13 protein-coding genes and 1 tRNA gene are annotated in these 22,243 nt (G+C 48.2%); 3 read left to right on the top strand and 11 right to left on the bottom strand.

Going from position 1 to position 22,243, the window contains the following annotated elements; all coding sequences use genetic code 11:
* Positions 1 to 45: 45 nt before the first annotated feature.
* Positions 46 to 1,284: a glycosyltransferase family 4 protein gene (locus tag FN808_RS14125; RefSeq protein WP_142715259.1), complete on the bottom strand. Its 1,239-nt coding sequence runs from the start codon at positions 1,282 to 1,284 to the stop codon at positions 46 to 48.
* Between the two features lie 192 nt (positions 1,285 to 1,476).
* Between FN808_RS14125 and FN808_RS14120 the strand changes: the two genes are divergently transcribed.
* From FN808_RS14120 to FN808_RS14110, 3 genes are all read left to right on the top strand, one after another.
* Positions 1,477 to 1,842 (top strand): DUF3127 domain-containing protein, encoded by a 366-nt coding sequence (locus tag FN808_RS14120; RefSeq protein ID WP_142715258.1) that lies wholly within the window; start codon positions 1,477 to 1,479, stop codon positions 1,840 to 1,842.
* Between the two features lie 112 nt (positions 1,843 to 1,954).
* Complete coding sequence (locus tag FN808_RS14115) at positions 1,955 to 2,512, top strand: DUF4168 domain-containing protein (protein WP_185958419.1); 558 nt, start codon at positions 1,955 to 1,957, stop codon at positions 2,510 to 2,512.
* A 170-nt stretch (positions 2,513 to 2,682) separates the two neighbouring features.
* Positions 2,683 to 2,767: transfer RNA gene (locus tag FN808_RS14110), tRNA-Leu, on the top strand.
* A gap of 752 nt (positions 2,768 to 3,519) precedes the next feature.
* Here the strand turns inward: FN808_RS14110 and FN808_RS14105 are convergent.
* The 10 genes from FN808_RS14105 to FN808_RS14070 all read right to left on the bottom strand — a co-directional run bounded on the left by FN808_RS14105 (position 3,520) and on the right by FN808_RS14070 (position 21,873).
* Complete coding sequence (locus FN808_RS14105) at positions 3,520 to 3,891, bottom strand: c-type cytochrome domain-containing protein (protein ID WP_142715256.1); 372 nt, start codon at positions 3,889 to 3,891, stop codon at positions 3,520 to 3,522.
* A gap of 506 nt (positions 3,892 to 4,397) precedes the next feature.
* Positions 4,398 to 4,784: a hypothetical protein gene (locus FN808_RS19140; RefSeq protein ID WP_221930062.1), complete on the bottom strand. Its 387-nt coding sequence runs from the start codon at positions 4,782 to 4,784 to the stop codon at positions 4,398 to 4,400.
* A gap of 97 nt (positions 4,785 to 4,881) precedes the next feature.
* Positions 4,882 to 5,322, bottom strand: a complete 441-nt coding sequence (locus tag FN808_RS19135) for a sugar phosphate isomerase/epimerase (protein WP_221930061.1) — start codon at positions 5,320 to 5,322, stop codon at positions 4,882 to 4,884.
* A 114-nt stretch (positions 5,323 to 5,436) separates the two neighbouring features.
* The gene (locus FN808_RS14095) at positions 5,437 to 6,921 is read right to left on the bottom strand and encodes a DUF1501 domain-containing protein (RefSeq protein WP_142715255.1); all 1,485 of its coding nucleotides are present in this window, start codon (positions 6,919 to 6,921) and stop codon (positions 5,437 to 5,439) included.
* A 12-nt stretch (positions 6,922 to 6,933) separates the two neighbouring features.
* Positions 6,934 to 9,684 (bottom strand): DUF1553 domain-containing protein, encoded by a 2,751-nt coding sequence (locus FN808_RS14090; protein WP_142715254.1) that lies wholly within the window; start codon positions 9,682 to 9,684, stop codon positions 6,934 to 6,936.
* A 1,070-nt stretch (positions 9,685 to 10,754) separates the two neighbouring features.
* Positions 10,755 to 12,311, bottom strand: coding sequence for a sulfatase family protein (locus FN808_RS14085; RefSeq protein ID WP_221930060.1), 1,557 nt, complete (start codon positions 12,309 to 12,311; stop codon positions 10,755 to 10,757).
* 538 nt (positions 12,312 to 12,849) lie between these two features.
* A complete protein-coding gene (locus tag FN808_RS18955; RefSeq protein ID WP_185958418.1) occupies positions 12,850 to 12,987 on the bottom strand; it encodes a hypothetical protein in 138 nt (45 codons plus the stop codon).
* Positions 12,988 to 13,291: 304 nt separating this feature from the next.
* Positions 13,292 to 14,779 (bottom strand): RagB/SusD family nutrient uptake outer membrane protein, encoded by a 1,488-nt coding sequence (locus FN808_RS14080; RefSeq protein ID WP_142715253.1) that lies wholly within the window; start codon positions 14,777 to 14,779, stop codon positions 13,292 to 13,294.
* Positions 14,780 to 14,822: 43 nt separating this feature from the next.
* A complete protein-coding gene (locus FN808_RS14075; protein ID WP_185958417.1) occupies positions 14,823 to 18,104 on the bottom strand; it encodes a SusC/RagA family TonB-linked outer membrane protein in 3,282 nt (1,093 codons plus the stop codon).
* A 448-nt stretch (positions 18,105 to 18,552) separates the two neighbouring features.
* Positions 18,553 to 21,873: a VCBS repeat-containing protein gene (locus FN808_RS14070; RefSeq protein WP_185958416.1), complete on the bottom strand. Its 3,321-nt coding sequence runs from the start codon at positions 21,871 to 21,873 to the stop codon at positions 18,553 to 18,555.
* Between the last annotated feature and the right edge of the window lie 370 nt (positions 21,874 to 22,243).

Raw genomic sequence — 22,243 nt, 5'->3', positions numbered from 1 at the left:
CTTGGCCCCTTGTCAATATGCATCCGCGGAAATTTTTCACCGGGACTATTTCCTGTTTTTCTCTTCAATCCATTTAGACATGTACTTGGTGCTGGCAGCAGTATGATGCATCAGCAGGCTCCCCATGAAATTGCTTTGCCGGTGTGCTTCCATATTCTTTTGAATGGACCGCAACCGATCGATAAACCGCTCGGAAAAATCATCACCGGTAAACCTCCGGTTGATAATATCCCTTCCCTTTTGCTGGGCTTCCTGCCATACATTCCGGTCGGTGTAGAGCTTAACAGCGGCGGAGGCAATATCCCGTTTCTTTTCAGCGATATCTCCGCTCCATGGCAGATCCCCGGCCATCCCTTCCGCTCCCACGGTTGTCGTCACACTGGGTGTTCCACACTGCATGGCTTCAACCAGCTTGCCTTTGAGCCCCGCCCCAAACCGCAGCGGTGCAAGAGAAACCCTGGCCTGCCGAACTACAGCTGCTGCATCCTCCGCCCGTCCTTGAATAACAAACCCTTCCTCCGGTTTGTGAAGCTGCCACACTTTCTGTGAGGGGTAGGCTCCATAAATATGCAATTCTTCCTCCGGGAGTCTCCTTCGGATCAGCGGCCAGATATCCTGTTTTAAATACCGCACAGCATCCCAGTTGGGCGGATGCCGGAAATTGCCTATCGTCACAAAGTGGCGGCGCTCCGCGAAAGAGGGCCAGCGTCGCTGCGAGTCTTCATCCAACGGTTCCAGCAAGAACGGCAAGTAGTGCAGCAGTGCCCCATCAACTCCAAACATCCCCTGCAGCAAGTCCATTTCAAAACTGGAAATAATGAGCGAAAGGTCACATCGTAATATACTGGCTACCTCTCGTTTAGCCGAATCATCCTGTAACAGTTCTTGTAGCCTGAAAGGCCTACCCGCTTTCACTGCCCGTCCGCGTGCACGACGCAGGCAGTGCAAATCCTCGGTATCCAGGATGCGCAGTGCATCCGGACACTGCTCGGCTACCCGCCAGCCAAACTGTTCCTCCATTATGAACCGGTCAAACAGTACCATGGAAGGGTTCAGGGAGTGAAGAATATCATCAAAGCTGGAACTGTTGACAGACAAAGCGAGGCTGCGAATACCACGTCCTTCAAGATCAGCCGCATGGGGGCTTTCAGCAGCTGTCGTTCCGAAGATAATCTTCCACCCCTCTTGCTGAAATAACGAAATGAGCTGCATCATACGGCGTCCGGCTGCCGAGGAACCCGGTTCCGGCCATACCGAACCCAGTATTAAAACAGACTGAGACATCGTTTTGATGATGTTAAAATGAATTGATCTGATTGAGCGGTACAAACTACCATTTTATTTGCCCGAGTTCATCCAGTTCCACGGGGCAACGAGGAAAAAGATTTTTTAATAATGCCGTTAATGGTTGCATGCCGGGAGTGGAGGCCTTATCCTTAAGCTTATGGCAAACAGAACGACTGCATAACAGATTTCATGGATTTACAAATAAAAGGTACCGTAAAAAAGATATTAGAAGAACAATCGGGAACCGGCAAGAATGGTCCCTGGCGTAAACGAGACTTTATCCTGGAAACCGGGGGACAATACCCAAAAAAGGTTTGTATTACCCAGTGGGGCGATCAGATCGACCAGGCTAATGTAGAGGAAGGAGAAGAGCTGGTAGCACACATCGATATTCAGAGCCGCGAATACAAGGGGAACTGGTATACCGATGTCAAAGCCTGGAAAATTGAGAAGGGAGCAGGCGCACAGACCGGATCGCCGAACAGTGATATCCCTTTTAATGATGAAGAACCGACCATCGATCTTTCCGAAACAGACGATGACATCCCCTTCTAGATTCACGCTTTGCAACCAACGGTGTAAACAGGGAATAAATGAAGCATCCATTCGTTGGGCTCATACGAAAAGCAATAAAACGAACTCTTATTTTATAATAATGACTCATATCTTGAAATATTTTTCGATCCTTGCCGTGGTACTTGCCCTAATAGGCTGTCAAAATGATGCGGAGGATTCAACTTCACCGTCGCCCCAGCAACAGCAGCAATCCCCTAATCCCATGGGACAGCTTCAGCAGCCAGCCCCCGATATCGAAGTTTCTGATGAAGAGGCGGAGACATTCGTGGACGCGGCAATGGGTGCCCGGGAAGTGCAGATGAAAGCCCGGGAAACCATGATTGGCGTGATAGAAAGTGAAGGTCTTAATATCGAGACCTATCAAAAAATTGCTCAATCCAACCAAATGGGACAACAAGCACAGGATAGCACGAACATCAGCGACGAGCAGATGGAGAAGTTTCAGAACGTTTCCGACTCCCTTCAGCAGGTACAGGGAGAAATTCAGCAGGAAGTTATTGCCGCTGTGGAAGAAGCCGGGATGGAAATCCAGCGATTTCAGCAGATCAGCCAGGCAGCACAACAGGATCCCGAGTTGCGTCAGAAAATTCAAAGTAAAATGCAGAACCGGACGCAGCAGGGTATGCCGGAAGCTCCTGCCGGAAACTAACCGGCTGACTCACCTATTTCACCAAAAGCCCGCTGTCACCTGAGGCAGCGGGCTTTTTATTTGTTCTCCCCGCTTCTCATCCACGTTGACTTATAAAAAATAAAATCGGTGTTGTACAAGTACGGACCAATGCCTTATATTTGGTTTCTGAAAAGCTCGCTTTATGTGAAGCCTGAGTGGCGGAATTGGTAGACGCGCCGGATTCAAAATCCGGTGGCCATTGCGGTCGTGGGGGTTCGAGTCCCCCCTCAGGTACTCCTTCCCTGTCAATAAGTTACGGCATTGCTCAATAGTTTTTCCACATCTCAAAAAATTCAAAAATAGAAATTTGGGTACGATTTGGGTCATACAATACTAAGTTACCCCTCCTATTACTTTCACTCTTGTAGTGGCCGGATCCTGTGCGTAAATAAAAAAGCCCCCGGGGCTACCGTGTCCTTTTAATATTGCTTGGCGGCTTGGTTCGCAGGGAAAGGCCCTGCACCTTTTCACAATGCAGAGCCTAATTTATCAAAAGAGAGTCTTGGAATATAATCAATTCATCAGAACCTGGCTTAATATGCTTTGTTCCTGGGGCCGCAGCACCTCGCAAAAGATTTCCCTGCCTACAACCCATATCCTCGGCCTTATAGTCCCGTATCATCTCAGTGAAGGCAGTGGTTGCACATTGTCGGGGATCGGTTGGTTCGTTTGTTATGCTTTTCCAGCAACCGGTCAAAACGATCTCTACCCTCTATAAATGGAACCGCAAACATGATGTCTGGGCTATTGCAGCCAGTTGGGCCTCTGCCGGTTCAAAGTCTCGGTTACAGTTTATGCTGTAGCCCCAACTACCAAAGCCTGTAACGGCAATATTTACATTGTCATAGGTTCCCTCGATACTACTTACATCCCTGCCCCTGTATCGCTCTCTAAGCCGCCCGGATAAGTAGTCCGCTTTACTCTACCCGGCTCCCGTAGTCCTTGCTCCTTGCAGCCCCGTTTGAAGCATTCCTGAAGGTCGGGCATCAAATTACCAACCCTGCTATCTTTTTCTCAAACGGGGCGGCATTGTTGACCCACCACTCCAACAGTTTTATATGCTCGCTGGTCAGGGAACACTTTCCTGCCGGGAGCATATGATCATCATGACTCTCGCGAAGGTTGATTCGCTTTGTCATTTCACTTTTACTAGCTTCACCTGCTACAACGATGGGCCCGCCTTGCTCTCCTTTCATCTGCAGCTGGCGCGTGTACATTTGCAGCTCTCCCTTCTTCTTGCTCTGATTGTGGCAGGACGTACAACGCGTCTCCAGTATGGAGAGAATGATATCATTATAGACTGCTGCTTTTTCAAGATTGGTAATTTTTTTGAACCCCTCTTCCTCTTTGGGTGACAACCCGACGACAGTTCACAAGCCGTTGGGCATATACAGAGTTAGGTAACCACTACCATGCGTTAATAATCCCCCGTAGTGACCAGTTATGCCCGATGCCAATATCATCATTGCCACGCGGGACAGGCAGACCCGATCCACAACTACAGAGGATCCATTTCTACCGTACCGTTTTAACAGGTAGGCTCCCTCTGATGCCAGTGGCCACCCGACCACTAGTGGATCATTAGCAGCTGTTCGCCATATCCGCCTTCCTGAGCCCAAGAATAGCAGCTATTGCCGCTTATATGGCTCCTAACTTTGATATTAATTCCATTATTAATTCCATTGCTTGATGGTATCGCCTAAATTGGTTAAAACGCGAAACCGCTTCCAGGATAGTCGCCATTATCAAAAACCCAATGGGCAGGTGCAGTATCAGCGGATGGAAACACCCCAAAATGATGCGAAATCAGAAACTTCTTGCTCCATGGACCACGCTCATATCTTTCTTCGCATTTTTCTACCTGTTATTGGCCGTAACGCTGCTTCCACAGGTCCATCATATGTTTGTTAATCTCCCACTGGTTGCCCAGGGGTTGTCCGGTATAGGGCACGGCAGGCATGTACGTCGGCGGGCCAAACTCCGGTGTCATGCTAAGGTTCTTCCCTGCATCGATCTTCTGTTTTACCACCGTATCCCACCAGGAAAAGTGCCTCTCTACCGCCTGCTTCCATTCCGGGGCCCGGGGGTCCGTAACCTGCGGCCCTTCCGGATGGCCGACCCGAGAATGTATATGATCGGTTCGCTTCAGAGCCATCTGCACCGCCTCGGGCTGGTCATCCAGCAACGACTCATGCACATTACACCAGTGCGATATATCTAATGTGAGCCGCAGTCCTGGAAGCTGATCCATAAACTGTCGGGCAATATGCGCCGCAAAAAGCATCCTTGACCGGTGGGTTTCATGATATATGTCAATGCCTGTTGACTGACTCAGTTGAACAGTATAGTCAATATATCTGCCTGTTTTGTTCAAAAGGGAAAAAATCACGCCCCGAGTGACAGTTGATAAACAATGGGTTCAGCGCTGCAGCCCTGTCTAAATCTTTCTTGAATTCAGTGAAGTGCTCCCTGAAGATACTGCTCCCTGCCCCAACCAAAAGACCTGCTTTAAGCTCATACTGATCGATGAGGTGCAATAACTCTTCTTGCTCTTTCTTATTACCCGGCACCCAAACTTCAATGCCGTGGTACCCGGCTTCTTTTGCAGAAGCACAGAATTCTTCGAATGTTCCCGGGAAGCCCCACCGGGTGGCCAGATAGGTAATCGAGAACTCATCGGGAACGGCAAATGCCGCCTGATTCTGACTATCCTCAGCGGATTGCCCCATCAATACACCAGCCCCTCCCAAGGCTAAATTAGAGATAAATGTTTTACGGTCAATGCTCATTTTCAATTATTAATTGCTTAGCGTTAGCGTAATGGGGAAGCCCCTTGTTTTATGATATAGGAAAAGCGAAACCAAAAGTTACCTGCCTTTACCCTTGGCATCCAATGGTTACTTTCATGCCAGGATATCCTGTACCACATGACCATGCACATCGGTGAGCCTAAAATCACGCCCCTGATGGAAATACGTCAATTCTTCGTGGTCAAGTCCCATCTGGTGGAGTATGGTAGCCTGCAGGTCATGAATATGTACCCGATCCTTGACACCGGTGTACCCTATTTCATCGGTCTCACCATAAGTCATACCTCCTTTGACACCTCCACCGGCCATCCAGACACTAAACGCTTCGGTGTGATGATCTCGGCCCATAAACGGCATTTCCTGCCCATCCCTGTTTTCCTGCATCGGCGTACGTCCGAATTCACCGCCCCATACCACAAGGGTTTCTTCCAGCAGTCCGCGCTGTTTCAGGTCTTTGACCAGGGCGGTCATCGGCTGGTCGACCTCTCGGCATTTATCACGGAAACCGGCATCGATACCGGTTTCGGCGTTGGTCCCATGAGAATCCCAGCCCCAGTCGAACAGCTGGACAAAGCGAACATCCTTTTCTATCAATCTCCGAGCCAACAGGCAGTTATTGGCAAAAGAAGTCTTGCCCGGTTCAGTACCGTACATCTCATGAATATACCCAGGTTCATCCTCAATATTCATTACCTCGGGCACCGACGTCTGCATCCGAAAAGCCATCTCATATTGGGATATGCGGGTCAATATTTCGGCATCCCCCACTTCTTCATACTCTCTTCTGTTGATATTGTTAATCGCCTCGATTGCTTTTTTGCGTAAACTCTTGTCTATCCCATCCGGATTAGATGCATACAATATGGGATCACCTTTCGAGCGACATTGCACGCCTTGATAAACCGAAGGCAAAAAACCACTTCCCCATGCACTTTTACCCGCACTTGGCGTTTTCCCTCCCGAAACCAGCACCATAAAGCCGGGCAGATTGTCATTTTCACTGCCTAACCCATAGGTTACCCATGACCCCATGCTGGGACGTCCCAACCGCGGACCGCCCGTCAACATTAGAAGCTGGGCCGGGGCATGATTGAACTCATCAGTATGCATCGATTTTATAATCGCAACATCATCTACGATGGAGGAAAAATGGGGCAATAAATCTGATACCATCACCCCCGACTCCCCCCGTTTTTTAAAATTAGCCTGAGGCCCCATCATCTTGGGTACTCCTTCAATAAAGGCGAATTCCTTTCCTTCCAACAAGGAAGGAGGGCAATCCTTACCATGCAGCTTCTGAAGCTCAGGCTTGTAATCAAACAATTCCAGCTGGGAGGGAGCTCCCGCCATATGCAAATAAATAACCCGTTTCGCCTTGGGAGCAAAATGAGGTGGTTTTGGGGCCAGCGGGTGTTCGTTGGTCTGAGACTTTTGCCGGCCTTTTGAGGAAGAAAAGGGATTGCATCCTGTCATCGCGGCAAATGCAAGTCCCCCCAGGCCCAGCGAACAATTTTTTAAAAAGTGTCGGCGTGTCTGTGATTCCAGTTTCCTGTGGCGCAGCTCATCAAAAATACTCATATCATTTCCCGGTTAAGATTTGGTAATAAATTCATCCAAGTTCATAATAGCACTTGATACAACGGTCAGAGTAGCCAGTTGTAGATTGCTCTTGCCTGTTAGTTCTTTCGCTTCTTTGGGATGCTGCTGAAAATGCACTTTCGTATCGCTGTAGAGTGTCTTCAGAGCCTTCAGCTTGGCTGGATCAATATCCCGCATCATGGCAAGCCGGTAGCCAATTTTCAATTGCTCTTCAGCACTCTCCGGGGCGTTTTTCATAATTCGCTCAGCCAATCCCCGGGCAGCCTCCACATAAACCGGATCATTCAAGGTAACCAAGGCCTGAAGGGGTGTATTCGTATTGACCCTTTGCGCTACGCATACTTCCCGGCTTGGAGCGTCAAAAGCGATCAAGGAGGGATAGGGATTGGTCCGTCGCCAGTAGGTATATAATGCACGTCGATACTTGTCTTCCCCCTCACTTGTCTTCCATTGAAGTCCACTATAGACCACCTGCCACAATCCATCTGGCTGCGGTGGCATCACACTGGGTCCATACATTTTATCACTCAATAATCCCCCCACGGCCAAAGCCTGGTCGCGAACCTGTTCAGCTGTAAGCCGTATTCTTGGACCTCGAGCCAATAATCGGTTATCAGGATCAAGCTCCCGCAGTTCAGGCGATATATCGGAGGCCTGTTGATAGGTCGCCGACATCACCAGCTGTTTCAACTGTTTCTTGAAGCTCCAATCATGATTGTTCATAAACTGCAGGGCCAGCCAGTCGAGCAGCCCTGGATGCGAGGGCAAGTAGCCCTGTGAGCCAAAGTCAGAGACGGTTTCTACGATACCTGTCCCAAAGAGCTTGGCCCAAAGCCGATTTACGGTCACCCGGGCCGTAAGTGGATTTTCCCCGCTCACCAGCCAGCGTGCCAGCCCCAGCCGATTTTCCGGATATTCGTCCGGCATGGGATTCAAGACCTCGGGTACCCCTGGACGAACCGTATCTCCATGAACCATCCAGTTGCCCCGCTCAAAGATGCGGGTTGTTCGAGCATGATTACCCTCAAGCTCAACCATCACCGGTGTCTCAATCACCTCATTTGTATTGAGCAGTGAACTAAATTTCTCCCGGGTCTCTTCATAGCCCGCTTTACTCTTGCCGGGAAGCGACTGGTGAAATAGCACCCATTCAATATTATTGACATATCCCTTGTTTCCGGGATCCGTGAATACAAAATAGAGGTTATGCTTCCCTGTTTGTGGAGTGATGGGAATAGAAGTGATATCAAAATCCCGTGGTCCGTCATCCTCCCGGACATCCCACCGACCGATTATCTCTCCCTCTGGCCCCCCTTTATGAATCTTCACATTGCCGGTTGTCCTGCTGGTCCGGTAGCTGATAAACATGCGATCCTTGCCGGTCAAATCCACATCCGCGATCCGGGCATGTCCACCATGCTCCACGGCCAGATAACTGTTGGAAGAGGTAATGGTTCCGTTCTTGATCTGGTCGAATGAGTGAGCGTGAATCTTTGGTTCCATCAGGCGAATCAGGTTCGTAAAATCTTGAACTTTTTTCGTTGATTCCTCCGGATTTTTGATCTGTTTGTCAATCCACTGCTTTATGTCATCCAGTCGCTGCTGATCCTCTTCCCGGTCAAATGTTTTGAGGTTAGGTGCTTCGCTGGGGACATCCTCATCAGCAGAATTATTAAAATAGGCATACGATTTATAGAAGTCCTCATGACGAATGGGATCATACGGATGGGCATGGCACTGCACGCACTCCATTGTCGTCCCTTGCCAAACGTTCCAGGTAGTATTTACCCGGTCGATGACGGCTGCCACTCGAAACTCTTCGTCATTCGTCCCCCCTTCATCATTATTCACTGTATTGCGATGAAAGGCCGTCGCAATACGTTGACTTTTAGTGGGATCGGGAAGCAAGTCGCCCGCCAGCTGCTCGATTGTAAACTCATCAAACGGTTTGTCCTCGTTAAAGGCCTTGATCAGCCAGTCACGGTATTGCCAGATGCTGCGATGTCCATCCTTCTCGTATCCCTTGGAATCAGCATAACGAGCCAGATCCATCCACATAGCCGCCCAGCGCTCTCCATAATGCGGTGAATCAAGGAGTCGATCAACCACCTTCTCGTAGGCATCCGGGCTATGGTCATTCAAAAAATCATCCACTTCCTGCCGCGTAGGCGGGAGCCCGGTCAAATCAAGCGTCACCCTTCGCAGCAGGGTTCGTTTATCCGCACGCGGAGATGGTTCGAGTTCTTTTTCGTTCAATTTTTGAAGTACAAACCGATCGATCCCATTTTTGGGCCAGTTACCATCGACCTTTGGCGGCTCTGCGGCCTCCGGCTTCTGATAGGCCCAATGGTCCCCCCATTGTGCGCCCTGTTCGATCCATCTATTCAGCAATGCAACCTGTTTTTCAGGCAGCGGATCCCCCTCCGGGGGCATACGCACCTCTGGATCATGATGCGTGATGCGACGGATCATTTCACTTTCCCCGGGATTTCCCGGTATAATCGCCCGTTTCCCCGACTCATTTTTACTATAGGCCTCCTCCTGGAAAAGCAGGCTGAATTCTCCCGATTTTTTTACCCCTCCGTGGCAGGTAATGCAGTTCTTATTGAAAATGGGCTTGATGTCCCTGTTGTAATCAACCTGTTCTTCAGGTCCGACAAACGTATAAATCCCACTGCATAAGACAGCAAGTCCCAGGAAAAGATAAATACCATATTTTTGATCCGACGGAATCCCTATCATAATTTATTGTATTGCATCAAGTTTGACAGCCCTTACCCTTTTCCTCTATATAACCATCTTTACAGACGATTACTGATTTCCCGTTGGGTTACTGTACTACCGCTTAGGCCTCTATTTCATAATTACAGAATCACTATATAATCAAATAATCTACCCTTCAAAAAAAATCAACCCATCTCATAAAAGGCTATTAAATATGAAACCCTTTTAGCATCAATGCATGATAATTCATCGATTCTGATTATCTATTATATAAATATTTATGGAACAATATGTCTTTTTAAGATTTGTCCCAGTCCAATACTTATTCATCCATAGGTACCAACGAGGTTTTTCTGAATATTTCATCTGATATATAATTATATATGCCCTTAAATCTATAAATTATAATTGATCTTAATATGAGCATATTATTTACTTATAAAACAGGAGGTTCCTGGCCTGCCCAAAAAACCCCTGGAAACTGTCTTTATACATCTCATTCTATATTCATGCGTATTTATCGGCGTCATAATGCATGTTATACTTTAATTACCTGTTCACCAGTAGGTTAGAAGTAATACTATATTCGAAATATTCGGACTAACCAATCCCTGTTTTAGTTCAATAGATGCCGTTCCACCGAAAATGAAGATATAGCAGCACTAACACCTCGATGGAAGCAAAAAAATACTGCCCGTATAACACATTTCATTTCGCCATCCGATGGCTTTGGAATATCATCTCCTTCAAAAACAGAAATCCCTGTTAATTATAACGATACTTAAAATTAAAAAACAAAGCCCATTCGGTCTAAAATACATCTTTTATCAACCAACAAGGCCGTCTCATACAATAGGTTATTTTCAGTCACAGTGTTCACCAGGCAAACTCATGCGGGCCGGTGACAGAGAGGAACGACTTTAATATTACATAGGATTCACTTTTTAATGTGCTGTATTTAAAAACCCTGCAGCAGATCTCCTCCTTCACAAACTGGGGGAAATCAACTGTTACCATAACTCTTGTCAACAGGTAGTGGCCAAATCACAAAAGAAAAACCTGAACTAATACCTTCAGCTTGGCAAGATTTATTTATCCATCCACTCAAGCTGGGGCCACTGTTGATCCCCGTCATTTGGCCGGGGATCGCCCGGTGTGCTTCGTCCCTCCTTGACATATTTTTCCATCAGCGCTTTTAGCTCCTTTACTTTTCCGGGATACTGGTCAACAAGGTTGTGCTCCTCGCCGGGGTCTTCCTCTAAGTTGTACAGCTGAAAATCCGGTCGTCCCTGGAGATCTTCTTTCGTTCTCGGGAAGCTCCAGCCACCGGAACCCGGCCACAGGATAAGCTTCCACGGTCCTTTCCGGAGGGCAAAACGGCCGGAAATAGAATGAAAAACCGTCGCCTCCCGCAGCGGTTTGCTATAGTTTTTATGTAATAAAACAGGCAAAAAGCTGTAACTATCCTCTCCCGCATCGTCGGGCAGCGAAGTTCCTGCTATATCTGCCACAGTAGCCATAATGTCAACTGTACTGACCGTCTCATCAGTGATGAATCCTTCCTCTATCATCTCGGGCCAGTGGGCGATAAACGGGATCCGGTGCCCGCCCTCATAGATGTCGGCTTTATGGCCACGGTAAATATAGCTCGGGTCATGACCGGCTCTCGCAAGTTCTTCGAAGTCTGCGCGCGGTGAGGCGCCGTTATCGCTTGCAAAAATAATCAGTGTTTCTTCCAAAATACCTTCTTCTTCCAATGCCTGGGTTATTTGTCCCACCACACCATCTACTTGCAGGACAAAATCGCCATAGAGGTTGGCATTGCTGGTCCCGATAAATTCCGTGGTCGGTAAAATAGGGGTATGCGGAGCGGGAAGAGCAAAATATAGCAGAAAAGGCTGATTATCCGCCTGTTTCCGGATATACTGCATGGATTTCTCCGTTAGATGCGGCAGCACATCGGTATGACTGAAATCTGATCCCGTCAGCCCTTTTCGCCAAAATCCTTTTTCATCATAATTTACGGTCGTATCTTTCGGAATGGTTGTCGGCCGGCTGTTTTCCACATACACGTAAGGGGGCATGTCCAGGGAGCCCGAAAATCCGTACGAATAAATAAACCCATGGTCCCCGGGTCCCATTGAAATAGGTTGACTGAAGTCCACCTCCGGTCTGCTATCTAGCTTGTCAATATTCTTGTTTTGCTTCTCCAGTTGCCAGTTCCATCCCAGATGCCATTTTCCAATGAACGCGGTCCGGTAATCTTCCTTGCGGAGCAGATCGGCCAGCGTCAGCCTATTTTTCGTTAACAGAGACCTGGAGTAGCCGCTCAACACCCCTTGCTTCAATTCGGATCGCCAGTTATACCTGCCCGTCAACAATCCATAACGTGTGGGTGTACAGACTGAAGAACTGGTGTGGGCATCGGTAAACCGAACCCCCTGCTCTGCCAGTTGATCAATATGGGGAGTGGTAAAAGCAGCGTTCTCATTATAGGAGGATACGTCTCCGTATCCCAAATCATCAGCCAGGATGATCACAATATTGGGAGAAGACTTATGGTTTGCTTGTGCTTGTACGCTGAATGTCTGAATAAGGAATACTGCCAACAGTACTCCAGCCTTTTCTAAGGGTAACAACATCATATTTTGGCTTTAATAAATAAAAGTATCACAACTTGTATTACAAGCGTACCAGCAGTCAAGACTCCCAATTAAGTCAGCAAGCTGTTTCTCTTCTAACGAAAGCTATGCAGACCTCAATGGCACTGTTGGGAATGAGCGGATTCTTTGGGCCATTTGATATAAACCATATGGTCTACCCTTGACAACCCTTTCTCCCCACACGCAGCAGCCCCCATTATTTAACGCGAAAGGAGCCTTGTCTCCAGTATTAGTTAAAATATCTGCATCTCCCTGAGCGGAAGTCACCTTTAATTGACCCCAAACCCCCCAGCGAAAAAAAACAGTAGCGTCAATATTAAAAAAACGCCGCATCCATACAATTGATTGATTTTGTTATAGATACGTTATGCTGCTTATGTCCTAATACCGATACGGAAGAAGATGATGGTCCATTAGAATTCTCTTTACACCAGTCATTCCCCAACAAACTGCTTGTTATGTCACAAGCTTTACCTGTTAAATATCCTCTCCTTTTCATTGTTTGGCCAGATTTAGGGAGTTAGGCATCATGGTTAAACCAATCCCACGGCCAGAAAGAGCCCGTCTCAAACGCCTGTTTGCATAGCTGAACCCGGTACATAATACCCTGCAAGGTGCCGTGGGAAAAAGCGGCAACCTCTGTCATCAGCTGAGTCATAGTTACATACAGGCAGGTGCATCGCAGGGCAAGCATCGCCCCCCTCAACACGACACTCCCACAGTATTATGCCCCGCTTTCATACCTTAATTTATGGGCAATACCAACCAACAAGCTGACCTGGGGAAATGCGGTTACAATCACAGGCCATCTCACAAAGTTCCGGAGTACCCCCTCCGTAAACGGTTACCTTAACCGAAATCCCCTGCCTTTGAGTGGTCCCAAAAAGGGAGCTCGCAGTTGTTCAACGCAAAAGACATTAATCTGTCGCTCCTTTCTTCCCCAATGCAAATTGCAAAGGAGGTCAGTAATCGGGATTTTGATCCAGTTCTGAATTGATGTCCACTTCCGACTGTGGAATGGGGAAATAGCGATGTTTGGGAGACTGATACCCCAGCGGTCCCAGTTCCTCCTCAGCAAGTCCCCACCGCCTCAAATCGTGCAGCCGCTGGTATTCAAAAGCCAGTTCCACCCTTCTTTCATGAACAATGGCTTCGAATATTTCCTGCTTATTGCTAACGGGATACTCTGCTGTAGGATACTCAGGCATATCCACGCTTGGCCGGTTCCGTATCCGGTTCAAATACTCGATCGCTTTCCCGGGTTTATCATTTTGATTCGCTGCCTCTGCAGCCATAAGGATGACATCTCCCAATCGAATAATGGGGATATTTCGATCGTTGGCATCCTCGGGACCCGTATAGGGTAACATGCCCTTTTTCATGGTATACCCCAAAGGCGTCCAGTTCTCACTGTATTGCGTGTCACCAAATGGATCCCCTTCCCTGAAAACATTATAAAACAGGCGGGGATCCCTGCCGTTGATTGCGGACGGTCCGGAATACTCCTCGTATTCATCTACATGATCCTGCGTAGGGAGCAGATTTGCGAAGCCCCCTCGGCCCTGTGGTAAATTCAACCGTAATCGAAGGTTGGATTCGTTGACCCCAGGTCCGTCCTGACCCGACCATGTGCTTCCACCGATATCAGCATATTGAACTTCAAATATCGACTCCGGATTATTGTCGGCCACCCACAACTGGGAGTAATCATCGACCAACGAATATTCCCCGGAGTTAATGACTTTATCCAATGCTGTTTCAGCCATGGCATAGTTTCCAGCATACAGATAGGTCTTGCCCAGCAGGGCCTGAGCGGCTCCTTTTGTAACTCTTCCCAGGTTCTCACTGCTATATTCGGATTTTACAGGCAACACCTCTACCGCTGCCTGCAAATCAGAAATCATAAAATCATAGATATCTGCCTTTGATGTTTTTCCAACCGTTGCATTGGAAAGATCATTGGGGTTTGCCTCCTTTATTAAGGGGACATCTCCAAACAGGGACGTAAGATGCCAGTAATAGAGAGCACGCAGAAATTGTGCTTCTGCGATAAAACGAGCTTTCAGTGACTCGTCCATATCAATCTCAGGTACATGTTGAAGCACAAGATTTGACCGGAAGACCCCTTCGTAACAAACTTGCCAGACATCATCTATAAATTGTATCGAAGGACTGAAGCTCCAGGTATTGAATTCCAACCCCCCGGTATTATTTACCTCTACATCATCCGAAGGCCCATCGACAATTTTCGGATAGTCATCGCTGTACATGTCATTTAATTGTAAAGAGGCATAAGCGGCATTAACTGCTGACTGGGCATCCTCCGCCGATTCATAAAATGTATCCGTAGTCAATGAGCTGGTTGGCTTTATATCCAAAAACCCGTCTTTACAACTCGTGTACACCAGTGCTGCCAACAATACTAAAATTATTATTTTTCCTTTATTCATAATCTTATCCCGCTTAGTATTAAGATTCCTCACATTTATTTACTCAGTTAAAATCAACCTGAATACCTGCTCTCACCGTTTTAGGAATGGGATACTGCCCGAAATCCACTCCCCGTATCAGTGAACTTTGATTACCCGAGGTCAGTGTTCCGACTTCAGGATTAAGTCCCCGGTAACCTGTCAGCGTGAAGAGATTTGATCCTGATACATAGATGCGAAAAGCCGGCAGGTGAAACACTTCGCCCAAGTCATACCCAATCTGTACGTTCTGAAGTCTCAGATATGAGCCATCTTCAATAAAACGGGTTGAAGGTCGTACATTCTGGTTGGGATCGCCCCGGATGACCCGTGGCACATTGGTGACATCGCCAGGCTGCTGCCAGCGATCGAGCATTACGGTCAAGGCATTATTATCACCACTTCCCTTACCCTGGGACAAACCTGCCCAGATCAAATTATAAATTTGATGGCCCTGTTTTCCCTGCAGGAAAATCGAGGCGTCGAACCTTTTATATTGCACATTGAAGTTCAGGCCGTAGGAGAAGTCGGGAAAGGGACTGCCAATGACTTTTCGATCGTCGGCATTGATAACGCCATTCCCATCCAGATCTTTAAACTTGACATCGCCCGGTGCCGCGCCCGGCTGGGTGGCATGGTTGTCCAAATCAGCCTGATCAACAAAGACACCCTCCATCACCCAGCCGTAAAAAGCCCCGATTTCATCGCCCTCGCGGGTCATCGTCAGCACCTGGTTGGGATCATTTGTCATCTCTGATATAATGGGTTCACCGTTACCCAGCGAGGTAACTTCATTCTTGTTGGCTGAAATATTACCGGAAATGGCATACTGCAATTCACCCCAGTTATTATTGTAGTCGGCGCTGAACTCCAGCCCTTCGTTGTGTAAGCCTCCGGCATTTTGAAAAGCCCCGTTGCCCCTTCGAAGTCCGGAAGTGGTTGGTATAGGCACCCGCAGCAGGACCCCCTCCGTATCTTTTATATAGTAATCCATAGCCAGCGAAAGCTTGTGATCAAGAAAAGAGATATCCAGTCCGATATTTTTCTGTGTCGTTGTCTCCCATTGCAGGTTATTATTCCCCAGCTGCAAATAAACCGCACCGGGAGAAACCGCCTGGCTTTCTCCAAATATATACCTGGCATACGGTGAGATGGTGGCAATGGAGGCAAAATTATCGATTTCCTGGCTTCCCACCTGCCCCCAGCTGGCCCTGACTGTTAAATTGGAAACAGCATCCGTATCATCCATAAAAGATTCATTGGTCACTACCCAGTTCGCCGATACAGAGGGGAAAATGCCATAACGATTATTTTCTCCAAACCGTGATGATCCATCCCGCCTGATGGTCGCCATCAAATTGTACTTGTCGTCATACCCGTAATTCATCCGCCCGATAAATGAACGGAGAGCCCATCCGGTCTCACTTCCATTCAAACTTGACTGCCCGAAAGAAGCCGCAATGGTGGGAACATTGTTATTGGGAAACTCTGTCGTATTCCCGCTGATATATTCATACCAGGATTTCTGCTGCGAATAACCCACAAGAGCGGTCACATCGTGGAGGTCATTAAAAACATTTTGATAGGTCAGCGTGCTCTCCACAATGTAATTGTCGGTGTTGGATTTAACGACGCTTAAGTCGGCCGTAGGATTGCTTCGGTTCCCCATCTCATATTGGGGCGTAAAGGTATTGTCATGGCCAAAAGTAAAATCCCCATTTAAATTTACGCGATAGGTGAGGGTTGAAAGAATATCGTATTCGGCATAGATGTTCCCGAGTATTCTGTTATCGATATTCTCCTGGTCTGTCAGTGTCCATATGCCAATGGCATTGTTTCTGTCCTGCGGAGATCGTTCGACGGTTGGACCGCAAAAACCGCCCAGGTTTTCGGGGCACCGAATGGGAACCGTGGGTGCCTGTTGCAGAAGTTCCTTAAAGTTGGTGGAAGACGGGCTAACAACCCCGGTCCATTCTGCCCGGCTAAACTCTACAGACTCTCCGACTCTGAAATTGTCTCCGATGTTAAAATCGCTGTTAATCCTGGCAGAATACCTTCTGAAGCCACTTGAAGGAATATTGCCTTTTTCATTCAGATAGCCCGTACTGAAGGCATAGGTAGCCTGTTCATTACCCCCGGACAATGACAGGGAAAAATCCTGGCTATATCCGGATTTGAATCCTTCCCTGCCCCAATCCGTATCTGTTTTCAGGTTCTCAGACAGGTGGGGTTCTGTTAGCGAAAGAGGAAGTGCCACCCCGGCATTCTCGTATGCCTCACTGGAATATTGCACATACTGTTCTGAATTCATCATCGACAAATAATCCGTGACCACCGATACCCCTCCAGACAGATCAACCTGCAGGTCAATTTCCCCCGCCCGTCCGGATTTCGTAGTTATGATGATCACGCCATTTGCAGCACGCGCACCATATATGGCCGCCGCAGACGCATCTTTCAAAACCTCCACAGATTCAATATTGCCGGGATTTAACGTGGCAAGAGGATTTCGATTGGGGTTGTCTCCACTAAATACCGGTACACCATCAATCACGTACAGCGGATTATTATTGCCAAAGGATGCCACACCGCGAATATTCACATCAGCCGCACTCCCCGGCTGCCCCGATTTTTGAGACACGTTGACACCAGCTATACGGCCCTGAAGTGCTTTTTGAACCCCATCTGTACTCTGTCCACTGGTAATCTGCTCTCCGTCAACGGAAGATATCGAACCCGTGATTTCCGATCTTTCCTGCTCACCATAGCCAATTACCACCATCTCTTCCATCGCCGTTGCAGCCGGCTGAAGGGTAAAGTCCTCCGTAATGGTTTCCTGTCCCTCGCTGATGGTAATTTCCCGGCTCGTTTCCTCATAGCCGATAAAGGTTACAACCAGGGTATGGGTTCCCGGTTCCATACCCGTAATTCTGTAACGTCCCTCAGCATCAGTCGAAGAGCCGCGAGTGGTACCGGCAATAGACACATTCGCCCCCGGCAGCGGCTCTCCCGTATTGCCATCGGTTATGATACCGGTTATTACAGTTTGTACAATCCCCTCATTAACGGGTCTTTTTTTAAGAACCACATATCCCCCCGGTACAACTACGTATGTGATATCAGTTTCTTTGAAAATTTCGGATAAGATCTGATCAAGCGTCAACCTTTCAAAATTTCCAGAAAAACGCTGCTGGTTATCAATCACCCGTTCCTGATACGAAAACTGTACCGGCAGCTTATGCTCCAACATACTGAGCACGGTTCGTAACGGTTTGCCGTCAACGTCAAGGTTTATTTTTTCTTCCATATATGCCGGCTGTGTTTCCACTGGCTTATGGTTGAAATATCCGGATTCGGCAAATGAAACAGAATGTTGTGCCAGGGCCCCGGAACTATACATGAAACCCCAAAAAATTAGCAATACAGTTACAGATCTGTATTTACTCATCATACACCCTCCATTTATTTATTAAGTGAACTTCCAATGAGATCTTTACGAAAGGCTTGCTACGAACTTTCCCCTCACACCAGATGCAATAAGCCCTTCTCGCAAGACCCGTATCAACGATACTGCTATGGTTGATTTCCCCTTTGTTCTATGGACTTATCCATATTCTATTATCTATACGTTTGTGATGCGGAACTCCACGACAGGAAAAAGAATATTTTTTATTTTATTAAATAGCTTTTTACCAGCATTGATGAAGCCCCTTGAGGGTATGCCAAGGCCCCGTGGTTTCCTGTGCCATCAACGATCACCTGTCCCTATTCTTTTGCAAGTTGCCTGCCACTTGAAAGACCTGGACCGTATCATCATTATTGGCCACCAGGATCGCCAGGTCACCGCCTATAGAAAGGGCTGATAACCGTTTCACGTTGCCGGGAACAATAAAACCGGTTCTGCGTGGCGAGACCGGCCTGAATGCCCCCTTGCCATCCCCCAGCAAGACCAGTCCGTTACCAGCATCATTCCTGGGAATCCCGGGATTGGTATGATAGGTATTACCCGCTGCCACCAGATCCGGATTCTGGTCTCCATTGACATCCAGAATCACCAGATCATTAATAGACGATATCTGAGCCTCATTGGGCAGAGGCTCCATGACAAACCCTTCCTCCTCTTTATTCAAGATTATCGAGCTTCCGAAGTTATGGGCGACCCGGTGGTTGGCCGCAGTTGACCGTTCTTCCTGGAACAGCCTCTGCATACTGGCCTCGGCATACTTCTGGTAACTCTGAATCCTTCTGAGTGAAGGAAACTGAAGGGTCATGCTTCGCATGCCATGAATCGGGAAAAACTGCCCGGATTTCTCCCGGGCCAACACAGCGTCAAACTGGGAATTATGATCGAAGTCTCCTGTAAGAAGATGTAATGCATTCTTGCCATATCCATTATTCATACCGGCATTCCCGGCTACAAAATCAATATCACCATCCCCGTCAAGATCTGCTTTTTCAATACTTTGCCACCAGCCCGGCTGATCCTCCAGGCCGGAGGAAGCGGTTACATCCGTGAACCTTCCTCCCCGATTTTCAAAAAACCGTACAGGCATCCATACTCCCGTCGTTACCAGGTCGGCAATACCGTCATTATTGAAGTCGGCCCACGCGGCATCGGTTATCATCCCCGGATCGGTCAAATCCGGTGCCACTGTCGCGGTTACATCCTCAAAACTGTCTCCTTCATTGCGCAGGAGGTAACTTCTGGGAGTGCGCGGATACTGGCCCGGAACAAGACGCCCGGCTACAAACAGGTCCATGTCCCCATCCCGGTCGAAGTCCGCAGGCTTTACAGCAGAACCGCTCGTGTACATTCGGGGCAACGCATTTTCCAGCTTGACAAACTGCCCTTTTCCAGCATTCAAGTACAGGCGGTCTTGAAACTGTGCTGCTGCAGGAGAGTGGCTGCTGCCCCCGCTAACCACATATAAATCTGGCCGGCGGTCTCCATTGGCATCAAAAAATACCGCATCGGTGTCCTCGTAGGCCTTGTCACTTTTCCAGGGCTGAATATGTTCCGACACGGCAAAGGTCCGGTCTTCGTCCTGTATGAATAGTTTTCCCTCATATCCGGACGCCCCGCCCATGTAAACATCGTCAAGCCCATCCCCATTGACATCTCCCGTGGCGACGGCCGGTCCCAGTCTCGAAAGCATGCGGGGGAGCAACGGCTCCCTCTTAAAATCTACATAGGCATTCTCCCGGTGAACATAATCAATACCGGAGGAAGTCATTTCTGTAAACAGGGGCGCCGAATCTTGCTCTTGTGCAACGTTTGATTCAGCCTCACTGTAGTTCACTGTCAGCAGCTGGTCAGCTGCAATATTTTTCAACAACTGACAGCGGCCATCAGGCCAGAAAACCATAAGTGAATCTACAGTGGCCCGCTTCCCCAGTCCAAAATGCAGCTCCGGTGCCATCGAAGACTGGTACCCCCGATAAGGGGAAAGCCTGGAATAGAGGGTTTCCCCTTCAACATATAGCATTGCCCGGGCCCCTATCCCAAAGGTATTGGCATCGTGGCCGCGAAATCGAATAGACAGGGAGTGGCTGGACTGCAGGCTGTCGGTTTCATTACGGTAGACCCCTGCCCTGGCATTCATATTGTTAACGGCAACATCCATATCTCCATCATTATCAAGGTCAGCCTGTGCAGCGCCATAGGAAAAGGACGGCTGCCGGAATCCCCATTCTTCAGAAACATCGGTAAAGGTGAGATCCCCATCATTCCGATAAAAGTAATTGTGCGCCCTGTAGCCTTTGAGCTGATCCATCATCTCGTATGCCCGCCTCTTTCGTGAACTATCGCTGCCAAACATGGAGGTACGGTTTAAATCCATCAAATAGTCAAAGTTGTTTAATGCTTTCGGATAACCATTGGTAATCATGATGTCTTTAAAACCATCATTATCATAATCCCCGAAAAGACCTGACCAACTCCAGTCAGTAGCATGGATGCCGGCCAGGCGCCCGATGTCACTGAACACAACGTTGCCCTTCCTGTCCCGGCCATTGCTCAACTGCAGGGTATTCAGGGTGTACTGCCGCTGGTACCCTTTCTGTTTTAACCGTTGTACATAATCGTAGCTGACTGCACCTGTAACCTGCTGTTGTTCTTCCAGCGAGGGAGGCAACATATCAACCTGTAGAATATCGGGCCAGCTGTCGTTATTGAAGTCCGCAATATCCGCCCCCATCCCGGCATAGCTGGTATGCTTGAAATAGGCGGCCGACTTGTCCGTAAATGTTCCGTCTCCATTGTTGATATACAGCAAATCGTCTGTTTGAATATCGTTAGAGATGTAGACATCCGGGAAGCCGTCCTTGTTGATGTCAGCAACAGCGATGCCCAGGCTAAACCCCTCCTTCCTTATTCCAGCCTCCCGGGAAACATCACTGAACGTGCCGTCACCGTTGTTGCGGTAAAGCGCATCCGTGCTTCTGGACGTACCGTCATTCACTTCCGAACGCAGGCCGGTGCGGCTGTCCCGCGAAAAAGATCCTGCAAAATTATTCATTGCAAAAGCATCCAGGTCTCCATCCAGGTCGTAATCAAAAAAAGCGGTATGGGTGGTATAGCCTGTATCCGCAAGGCCATATTGATCCGCGGATTCGGTAAAGGTGTTGTCTCCGTTGTTGATAAATAGCCGATTTTTCCGCTCCTCAGCAGTGGAGTATTCCGGGCCACTCATTGACACGTAGATATCCAGGTATCCGTCATGATTGATATCCACCATCGATGCTCCGCCGGCCCACTGATTCGTAGCCGTTCCGGAATACCTGGTGATATCCTCAAATTCAAAATCCCCCTTGTTCAGATACAGGCGACTGGACACCATATTGCCGGTAAAATACAGATCCGGCAAGCCGTCGTTATTAATATCCCCAGCCGCTACGCCCCCGCCGTTGTAGATATAGGAGAAGTCGGTGGAATTGAATGCTTCATCAACCGTTATCTCATTCGAAAATTTAATTCCCGTGGAATCAGGTGAAAGGCTTGTAAACAGGGGGGCACGTTCGGAATTTTTATGCGATCGGCAGCCCGAACATGTCAACAGAAGCACCAGGAAACTCAAAAATATGAGACTCTCTTTATGTACCACCAAAAAAGATCTGCCCCTGCAAAAGTTCAAACGCATAATATCCCACATTAAAAATATCTTTCTCATATAAATCAAAATAATCAATACAGATCATCGTCTCCGGTGAATCCCATTTGCCGAAGAACATCCCCGGTTTCTCTGACCAGGCGCCTGTCCCGGGTTCCAAATAAGTAATTGCCGGGATATCGCAACACCGCTGGCCCGCTATCCGGCCAGCAGGGGATTCACTTGGCCCTGACATTGAAACCTTGTCCCCAGGATATTCGTCCCCTTCTTTTCATCCATCTTCGGACCCCTACTAACGTCTGAGACCGGTGGTACCACCACACAAACCTGTCATGAA

The organism is Fodinibius sediminis (assembly GCF_900182555.1).
Lineage (GTDB): Bacteria > Bacteroidota > Rhodothermia > Balneolales > Balneolaceae > Fodinibius > Fodinibius sediminis.
The sequence above is the reverse complement of the archived record's forward strand: the minus strand, read 5'-3'. Positions and strand labels throughout refer to the sequence as shown.

Coding starts and splice junctions, on each gene's coding strand:
- FN808_RS14125 (WP_142715259.1), bottom strand. CDS start 1,284: ATGTCTCAGTCTGTTTTAATACTGGGTTCGGTATGGCCGGAACCGGGT.
- FN808_RS14120 (WP_142715258.1), top strand. CDS start 1,477: ATGGATTTACAAATAAAAGGTACCGTAAAAAAGATATTAGAAGAACAA.
- FN808_RS19140 (WP_221930062.1), bottom strand. CDS start 4,784: ATGGATCAGCTTCCAGGACTGCGGCTCACATTAGATATATCGCACTGG.
- FN808_RS19135 (WP_221930061.1), bottom strand. CDS start 5,322: ATGAGCATTGACCGTAAAACATTTATCTCTAATTTAGCCTTGGGAGGG.
- FN808_RS14095 (WP_142715255.1), bottom strand. CDS start 6,921: ATGAGTATTTTTGATGAGCTGCGCCACAGGAAACTGGAATCACAGACA.
- FN808_RS14090 (WP_142715254.1), bottom strand. CDS start 9,684: ATGATAGGGATTCCGTCGGATCAAAAATATGGTATTTATCTTTTCCTG.
- FN808_RS14085 (WP_221930060.1), bottom strand. CDS start 12,311: ATGATGTTGTTACCCTTAGAAAAGGCTGGAGTACTGTTGGCAGTATTC.
- FN808_RS18955 (WP_185958418.1), bottom strand. CDS start 12,987: ATGACTCAGCTGATGACAGAGGTTGCCGCTTTTTCCCACGGCACCTTG.
- FN808_RS14080 (WP_142715253.1), bottom strand. CDS start 14,779: ATGAATAAAGGAAAAATAATAATTTTAGTATTGTTGGCAGCACTGGTG.
- FN808_RS14075 (WP_185958417.1), bottom strand. CDS start 18,104: ATGGAAGAAAAAATAAACCTTGACGTTGACGGCAAACCGTTACGAACC.